Origin of the sequence: Pseudomonas sp. 2VD (assembly GCF_005503585.1) — a bacterium.
Classification (GTDB): Bacteria; Pseudomonadota; Gammaproteobacteria; order Pseudomonadales; family Pseudomonadaceae; genus Pseudomonas; species Pseudomonas aeruginosa.
Map to the genome: position 1 here is coordinate 1 of NZ_SCND01000280.1, position 8,306 is coordinate 8,306.

Below are 8,306 nucleotides of genomic sequence, written 5' to 3' on the forward strand. Positions count from 1 at the left end.
GGTGGACGTGCCCCTGATGTCCGGTATCGGCCTGCTGGGCGGCGCCATGCTGCGCGACTTCGCCATCGTCGCCACGGCCTTCGGGGTGAATGTCGAGGAACTGCGTCGGGCAGGGGTTTCCGGGGTGGTGTCGCTGTTCCTCGGGGTCGGTTCGTCGTTCGTCGCCGGGGTCGCGGTGGCCATGGCGTTCGGCTACACCGATGCGGTCAGCCTGACCACCATCGGCGCCGGCGCGGTCACCTACATCGTCGGACCGGTGACCGGCGCCGCCCTGGGGGCCAGCTCCGAGGTGATGGCGCTGAGCATCGCCGCCGGGTTGGTGAAGGCGATCCTGGTGATGGTCCTGACGCCTTTCGTCGCGCCCTACATCGGCCTGAACAATCCACGTACGGCGGTGATCTTCGGTGGTCTCATGGGCACCTCCAGCGGCGTCGCCGGCGGCCTCGCCGCCACCGACCCGAAGCTGGTGCCCTACGGTTGCCTGACCGCGGCGTTCTATACCGCCATCGGTTGTCTGCTGGGGCCGTCGCTGCTGTATTTCAGCGTGCGCGGCCTGGTTGGGTGAGCGGGCTCCTCCGGGCACCCTCTCCCTGAAGGGCGAGGGTTGGGGAGAGGTCAGCGGGCCAGCGGTAATGTGGACTTCCGTCCGCTATCCCGCCGCCTCCTGCTCCAGGCGCAGGCTGTACATCCGGCACTCCGCGAGCAACGCCAGCAGGTTCGGGTCGCGCTCCTTGGCCTTGAGGAACACCACGCCGATGTGCTGCTGCAGGCGATAGCGCGGTTGCAGCGGGATCAGCCGCACGCGGTTCTCGTAGACCGCCTCGATGCGTTTGGGCAGCAGCGCATGGCCGACCCCCGAGCTGACCATGCTGAGGAGGGTGAAGATGTCGTTCACCTGCATCGCGATCTGCGGTTCGAAGCCGGCCTGCTGGAACACCCGGGTGCCGTCCTGATGGGTGGCGAAGCCCTGGGTGAGCGTGACGAAGGGCGTGTCGCGCAGGGTGCTGAGATCGATCTCGGCGAGCCTGGCGTAGGGCGAGTCCACCGGCACGGCGAGGAAGATGTCATCGGAGAACAGCGGCAGGTGCTCGCAGTCGGGATCGCTGACGCTGTCGTTGAGCGACACCAGGATGGCGTCCAGCTCCATGTTCTTCAGCTGGTAGAACAGATCGACGTTGGAGCCGAGGATCAGGTCGATGTTCAGCGCGCTGCGTCGCAGCTTGAGGCCCATGATCAGTTGCGGCACGGTCTTCACCGTCAGCGAATAGAGCGCGCCGAGCTTGAAACGCTCGGCGGAGAAGCCGGCCGCCTCGCGGGTCAGGCGCACCGTGTCGAGCACCTCCTGGACCAGCTTCTGCGCGCGCTCCTCGAGCACGTAGGCACTTTCCAGCGGGGTCAGGTTGCGTCCCTCGTGCTTGAACAGCGGGCAGCGCAGGGCGCTTTCCAGCGAGTGGATGGCGCGGTGCACGCTGACGTTGCTGGTGCCCAGTTCCGCCGCCGCGCGCGCCAGGTTGCCGGTGCGCATGAAGGCGAGGAAGGTTTCCAGCTTCTTGAGGGTGATTTCTTCGTCGATCAGCATCCGCGTTCCCCTGGCCGGTGGCGTCGGGGGATTGTGCCTGAGGCGGCGCGGGAGGGGTAAAAAGGGCCGTCATGTCCTAGCGCGTGGCGGAGCATGACGGCCTGGAAACGCCTTGGGGAAGGCGGAGTTGCACTGACCGGATGGAATCCCGCTTCGGCAGCCTGAGCCGCCGATAGGCTAACGGAACTCAGCGGATGGTGCCCTTGCTGCCGGTGACCTGCCGGACCGGGGTGGTCCGGAGCGCCGGCCACCCTAGCAACGGAGGCTTTTTGCCACAGTCATCGGATTCGTCTTTGTCAGGAAGAAAATTCCTCTTGGAATGTCGGAAAGCTGAGGATCAGTGCCGGCGCTCGGCGAGCTTGCCCAGTTGCTCCCGGCAGTAGTCGACGAACAATCGTGCCGGCTTGGTCAGTTGCGCGCGCTTCAGCCAGGCGGCGGCGAGCCCGGAGGTGGACACCGGCTCGGCGAGGTCGACCATGACCACCTTCTTGCCGTCGTAGGTGCATTCCGAATGCGGGCGGGTGACCAGCAGGGAGAAGCCGAAGCCCTGGCCGACCATGCCGCGCACCATCTCGATGGACGGCGAGCTGAAGGCGATGTTCGGCGTCAGGCCGAGTTCCTCGAACAGGCTGACGAAATAGGTGCGGCTGGGCTGCACGTCGAGCAGGATCATCGGTTCCAGGCACAGGTCGCGCAGCGACACTTGCGCCTGCCCGGCGAAGCGGTGCCCTTCGGGGAGCAGCGCGTGGGGTCGTTGCGGCGGCATCAGCGGCTCGGTCTCGATGGTCGAGTCGAGGTCGTGCTCGTAGAGGAAGGCCAGGTCGAAGCGCCCGGAGGTGAGGCCTTGCACCAGTTCCTGCTGCTCGCCGTCGCGTATGCGGATCTCCACCCCCGGATAGGCCTGGCGAAAGCCGGCGATCAGGCCCGGCAGGTAGAGCGGGGCGACCGTCTCGAAGCAGCCGATGTCGATCTGCCCGGCGATCACGTCGTTGTCGGCCAGGGCGTTCTGCTCGAACTCGTGGGCCATCCGCAGCAGTTCCTGGGCCTTGCGGTAGAAGCGCGCGCCGGCGGGGGTCAGCGACACGCCCTGGGCGTGGTGGCGGATGAACAGCTGCACGCCGAAGCTTTCCTCCAGACCCTTCACCGCCGTGGAGATCGACGGCTGGGCGATGTACAGCTTGCGCGAGGCCTCGGCCACGCTGCCGCATTCCACGGTGGTCACGAAATACTTGAGTTGCCGCAAGGTATAGGACGCCACTGCAAGACCTCATCGGCGCATCATCCTCCCCGGGCCGGGCGTGCGCGCCTCGATTGTTGTGTCCGCCGCGCTGCAAGCAAGTTGCAGGCCGCTGCCGAGCGTCGCGGCGCTGGCCGCGACGACGATTGCCCGCCTGCACGATAACCCAGCACGACGCACTTTGCCGGGGCACGCCTGGCCAGCTTTTTCTTATGTCCCGAGGACATTTTTAATAATTTTCCTTCGCCGCGGCTTGCGCGACCATCCTTCCCCATCGACCCCATGGACAGCGGTCCGCCTCCCGGCGGTCCGGGCCATGCGTGCAGAACCACGACCGGCGCAGACCGGCGAGATAACAAGGAGAAGGTGGGGTGTTCGAACTCAGCGATTGGCAACGGCGCGCCGCGACACAGCGCTTCATCGACCAGGCCCTGATCGGCGGCCGCCAGCGTCCGGCCGCCAGCGGCGCTACCTTCGACGCCATCGATCCGGCGAGCAATCGCCTGCTGGCGCGGGTCGCGGCCTGCGATGCGGCCGACGTCGACGCGGCAGTGGCCGCCGCCCGCCGCGCCTTCGACGAAGGCCCCTGGGCGCGTCTCGCCCCGGTCGAGCGCAAGCGCGTGCTGCTGCGCCTGGCCGAGCTGATGCTGGCCCATCGCGAAGAGCTGGCGCTGCTCGACTCGCTGAACATGGGCAAGCCGGTGATGGACGCCTGGAACATCGATGTGCCCGGCGCCGCCCACGTCTTCGCCTGGTATGCGGAAAGCCTCGACAAGCTCTACGACCAGGTCGCGCCGACCGCCCAGCAGGCCCTGGCCACCATTACCCGCGTGCCGCTGGGGGTGATCGGCGCGGTGGTGCCGTGGAACTTCCCGCTCGACATGGCCGCCTGGAAGCTCGCCCCGGCCCTGGCCGCCGGCAACTCGGTGGTGCTCAAGCCGGCCGAGCAGTCGCCGTTCTCCGCCCTGCGCCTGGCCGAGCTGGCCCTGGAGGCGGGGGTGCCGGAAGGCGTGCTGAACGTGGTGCCGGGCCTCGGCGAGCAGGCCGGCAAGGCCCTCGGCCTGCACCCGGAGGTGGACGCACTGGTGTTCACCGGCTCCACCGAGGTCGGCAAGTACTTCATGCAGTATTCCGCGCAATCCAACCTCAAGCAGGTCTGGCTGGAGTGCGGCGGCAAGAGTCCGAACCTGGTGTTCGCCGATTGCCGCGATCTCGACCTGGCGGCGGAAAAGGCCGCCTTCGGCATTTTCTTCAACCAGGGCGAGGTCTGTTCGGCGAACTCGCGCTTGCTGGTGGAGCGTTCGATCCACGACGAGTTCGTCGAGCGCCTGCTGGCCAAGGCCCGCGACTGGCAGCCGGGCGATCCGCTGGACCCGGCCAGCCGCGCCGGCGCCATCGTCGACCGCCGGCAGACCGCCGGGATCCTCGCCGCCATCGAGCGGGCACAAGGCGAGGGCGCGACCCTGCTCGGCGGTGGCCGCCAGTTGACGATCAACGGTTCGGACAACTTCATCGAACCGACCCTGTTCGGCGACGTACGCCCGGACATGCAGCTGGCCCGCGAGGAAATCTTCGGTCCGGTGCTGGCGATCAGCGCCTTCGACTCCGAGAACGAGGCCATACGCCTGGCCAACGACAGCCGCTACGGCCTCGCCGCCTCGCTGTGGAGCGACGACCTGCACCGTGCGCACCGGGTGGCGCGGCGCTTGAATGCCGGAACGGTGTCGGTGAATACCGTGGACGCGCTGGACGTCGCGGTGCCTTTCGGCGGCGGCAAGCAGTCCGGCTTCGGTCGCGACCTGTCGCTGCATTCCTTCGACAAGTACACCCAGTTGAAGACGACCTGGTTCCAGTTGCGCTGAAGACGCGACGGACGCGACACGACTCGATGCCGATAACGACAACAAGAGGACGATCGAATGAACGACACACCGAACGTGCGTGAGCCGGCCCTGCGCCGCGTGCTCGGGCTGGGACCGCTGCTGGCGGTGGCCATCGGCCTGGTGGTTTCCCAGGGCGTGATGGTGCTGATGCTGCAAGGCGCCGGGACGGCCGGCCTGGGCTTCATCGTGCCGCTGGGAGTGGCCTACCTGCTGGCGCTGAGCTACGCCTTTTCCTTTTCCGAGCTGGCACTGATGATTCCCCGCGCCGGTAGCCTGAGCAGCTACACCGAGGTGGCCATCGGGCATTTCCCGGCGATCCTGGCGACCTTTTCCGGCTACGTGGTGGTGGCGATGTTCGCCCTCTCGGCGGAACTGCTGCTGCTCGACCTGATCATCGGCAAGGTCTACCCCGGCGCGCTGCCGCCGATGCTGGTGGCCTACGGCGTGCTCGGCCTGTTCACCCTGCTCAACCTGCTCGGCATCGACATCTTCGCGCGCCTGCAGAGCGCCCTGGCGCTGCTGATGATGATCGTCCTGCTGGTACTCGGCCTGGGTGCGGTGAGCAGCGAGCACGCCTCCGTGCAGACCGCCCTGGCGAGCGGCTGGAACCCGCTCGGGGTAAGCGCCCTGGCGCTCACCGCGATGGCCGTGTGGGGCTTCGTCGGCGCCGAGTTCGTCTGCCCGCTGGTGGAGGAGACGCGGCGTCCGGAGCGCAACATCCCGCGTTCGATGATCCTCGGCCTGAGCATCATCTTCCTGACCATCGCCCTCTACTGCTTCGGTGCGCTGCTGTGCATCCCGCAGGCGGAACTGGCCGGCGACCCGCTGCCACACTTCCTCTTCGCCAACCGCGTGTTCGGCGAGTACGGCCAGATGTTCCTGGTGATCGCCGCGATCACCGCCACCTGCAGCACCCTCAACTCGTCGCTGGCGGCGATCCCGCGGATGCTCTACGGGATGGCGCAGAACGGCCAGGCCTTCCCGCAATTCAAGCAGCTCAGCCGGCGGGCGCGCACGCCCTGGGTGGCGGTGCTGTTCGTCGCCGCGATCACCGGCCTGCCGATCCTGATCCTCGGCCAGGACCCGGACTCGATCAACCTGCTGCTGCTCGCCGCCGCGCTGGCCTGGCTGCTGGCCTACATCATCGCCCACGTCGACGTGCTGGCCCTGCGCCGTCGCTATCCGCACATCGCCCGTCCGTTCCGCACGCCGTTCTACCCGCTGCCGCAAATGTTCGGCATCGCCGGGATGATCTACGCGGTAGTCCACGTCTCGCCGACCCCGGAAATGACCGGACGGATCTTCGCCAGCGCCGGCGTGGTGCTGGGCGTGGTCTCGCTGGTGGCGGTGGTGTGGATCAAGGGCGTGATGCGCAAGCCCCTCTTCGTACCCGAACCGCTCGAGACGGCCGGTGAGACTGCCCAGGGCAAGTCCGTCGCCCTCGATCCCCTGCAATCCCCTTCGGCCTGACGCGCCAAGGGAACAAGGAGAACACAGACGATGACCGCTCAGCTCAACCCGCAGCGCGACACCCGCGACTACCAGCAACTGGACGCCGCGCACCACATCCACGCCTTCCTCGACCAGAAGGCGCTGAACCGCGAAGGCCCGCGGGTGATGGTCCGCGGCGATGGCCTGCAGCTCTGGGACAACGACGGCAAGCGCTACCTGGACGGCATGTCCGGCCTCTGGTGCACCAACCTCGGCTACGGCCGCCAGGACCTCGCCGCCGCCGCCAGCCGCCAGCTGGAACAACTGCCGTACTACAACATGTTCTTCCACACCACCCACCCGGCGGTGGTGGAGCTTTCCGAGATGCTCTTCAGCCTGCTGCCGGACCACTACAGCCACGCGATCTACACCAACTCCGGCTCCGAGGCCAACGAGGTGCTGATCCGTACCGTGCGGCGCTACTGGCAGATCCTCGGCAAGCCGCAGAAGAAGATCATGATCGGCCGCTGGAACGGCTACCACGGCTCGACCCTGGGCAGCACCGCGCTCGGCGGGATGAAGCTCATGCACGAGATGGGCGGCATGCTGCCGGACTTCGCCCACATCGACGAACCCTACTGGTACGCCAACGGCGGCGAGCTGAGCCCGGCCGAGTTCGGTCGCCGCGCGGCGCTGCAACTGGAGGAGAAGATTCTCGAGCTGGGCGCGGAGAACGTCGCCGCCTTCGTCGCCGAGCCCTTCCAGGGCGCCGGCGGCATGATCTTCCCGCCGCAAAGCTATTGGCCGGAGATCCAGCGCATCTGCCGGCAGTACGACGTGCTGCTGTGCGCCGACGAAGTGATCGGCGGCTTCGGCCGCACCGGCGAATGGTTCGCCCACGAACACTTCGGCTTCCAGCCGGACACCCTGTCCATCGCCAAGGGCCTGACGTCCGGCTACATCCCCATGGGCGGCCTGGTACTCGGCAAGCGCATCGCCGAGGTGCTGGTGGAGCAGGGCGGGGTGTTCGCCCACGGCCTGACCTATTCCGGCCACCCGGTGGCGGCGGCGGTGGCCATCGCCAACCTCAAGGCGCTGCGCGACGAGGGCGTGGTCACGCGGGTCCGGGAGGAGACCGGTCCCTACCTGCAACGCTGCCTGCGCGAGGTCTTCGGCGACCATCCGCTGGTCGGCGAGGTCCAGGGCGCCGGCTTCGTCGCCGCGCTGCAGTTCGCCGAGGACAAGGCGACCCGCAAGCGCTTCGCCAACGAGAACGATCTGGCCTGGCGCTGCCGCACCATCGGCTTCGAGGAGGGCGTGATCATCCGCTCCACCCTCGGCCGCATGATCATGGCCCCGGCGCTGGTGGCCGGGCGTGCCGAGATCGACGAACTGATCGACAAGACCCGTATCGCGGTGGATCGCACCGCGCGCGAGATCGGCGTGCTCTGACGCGCCCCGGCGGCCCGGCCTCGGCCGGGTCGCCGGCGACACGGAGCGTCCCCCCATAACGACGATGCGGCGCCTGGCGACCGCGCGCGGAACCGTTTCGGCCTCTGGCCGGCAACTGCCTCAGCAACATCACAACAATGCCAATCGGCTGTGGGAGTGTTCCATGTACAAGTCCTTGCACCAGTACGCACACGTGTTTTCCCGGTTGTCCCTGTTCGGCCTGGCGTTCGCCGCGGCGGCCCAGGCGCAGAGCCAGAGCCTGACGGTGATCTCCTTCGGCGGCGCGACCAAGGCCGCCCAGGAACAGGCCTATTTCAAACCCTTCGAGCGAAGCGGCGGCGGGCAGGTGGTCGCCGGCGAATACAACGGCGAAATGGCCAAGGTGAAGGCCATGGTCGACGTCGGCAAGGTCAGCTGGGACGTGGTCGAGGTGGAGAGCCCCGAACTGCTCCGCGGCTGCGACGAGGGGCTGTTCGAACGCCTCGACCCGGCGCGTTTCGGCGACCCCGCGCAGTTCGTCCCCGGCACTTTCAGCGAGTGCGGGGTGGCCACCTACGTCTGGTCGATGGTGATGGCCTACGACTCGACGAAGCTGGCCAGGGCGCCGCAGTCCTGGGCGGATTTCTGGAACGTCCGCGAGTTCCCCGGCAAGCGTGGCCTGCGCAAGGGCGCCAAGTACACCCTGGAAGTGGCGTTGCTGGCCGACGGGGTGAAGGCGGAGGAC

Annotated in this window: 7 protein-coding genes; 5 read left to right on the top strand and 2 right to left on the bottom strand. The window is 67.7% G+C overall.

What is annotated here, in order from left to right:
* Positions 1-565: malonate transporter subunit MadM (gene madM / locus FFS27_RS24005; protein WP_109390477.1), on the top strand; the 565-nt coding region annotated here is incomplete at its 5' end.
* An 84-nt stretch (positions 566-649) separates the two neighbouring features.
* On the opposite strand, the gene FFS27_RS24010 is transcribed toward madM, so the two are convergent.
* The gene (locus FFS27_RS24010; RefSeq protein ID WP_003084019.1) at positions 650-1,579 is read right to left on the bottom strand and encodes a LysR family transcriptional regulator; all 930 of its coding nucleotides are present in this window, start codon (positions 1,577-1,579) and stop codon (positions 650-652) included.
* Positions 1,580-1,916: 337 nt separating this feature from the next.
* Positions 1,917-2,837 (bottom strand): LysR substrate-binding domain-containing protein, encoded by a 921-nt coding sequence (locus FFS27_RS24015; protein WP_003084035.1) that lies wholly within the window; start codon positions 2,835-2,837, stop codon positions 1,917-1,919.
* A gap of 350 nt (positions 2,838-3,187) precedes the next feature.
* Here FFS27_RS24015 and FFS27_RS24025 point away from each other — a divergent pair, with 350 nt between their 5' ends.
* The 4 genes from FFS27_RS24025 to FFS27_RS24040 form a co-directional block, all read left to right on the top strand.
* On the top strand, positions 3,188-4,678 hold the full coding sequence (locus FFS27_RS24025) for an aldehyde dehydrogenase (protein ID WP_023100722.1): 1,491 nt from the start codon (positions 3,188-3,190) through the stop codon (positions 4,676-4,678).
* A gap of 57 nt (positions 4,679-4,735) precedes the next feature.
* Entirely contained in the window at positions 4,736-6,169 is a 1,434-nt protein-coding gene (locus FFS27_RS24030) for an APC family permease (RefSeq protein WP_021263252.1), read from the top strand.
* A gap of 30 nt (positions 6,170-6,199) precedes the next feature.
* A complete protein-coding gene (locus FFS27_RS24035; RefSeq protein ID WP_021263253.1) occupies positions 6,200-7,582 on the top strand; it encodes an aspartate aminotransferase family protein in 1,383 nt (460 codons plus the stop codon).
* Between the two features lie 163 nt (positions 7,583-7,745).
* Positions 7,746-8,306 (top strand): extracellular solute-binding protein (locus FFS27_RS24040; RefSeq protein WP_137952247.1); only part of this gene is annotated, 561 nt, incomplete at its 3' end.

Coding starts and splice junctions, on each gene's coding strand:
- FFS27_RS24010 (WP_003084019.1), bottom strand. CDS start 1,579: ATGCTGATCGACGAAGAAATCACCCTCAAGAAGCTGGAAACCTTCCTC.
- FFS27_RS24030 (WP_021263252.1), top strand. CDS start 4,736: ATGAACGACACACCGAACGTGCGTGAGCCGGCCCTGCGCCGCGTGCTC.
- FFS27_RS24035 (WP_021263253.1), top strand. CDS start 6,200: ATGACCGCTCAGCTCAACCCGCAGCGCGACACCCGCGACTACCAGCAA.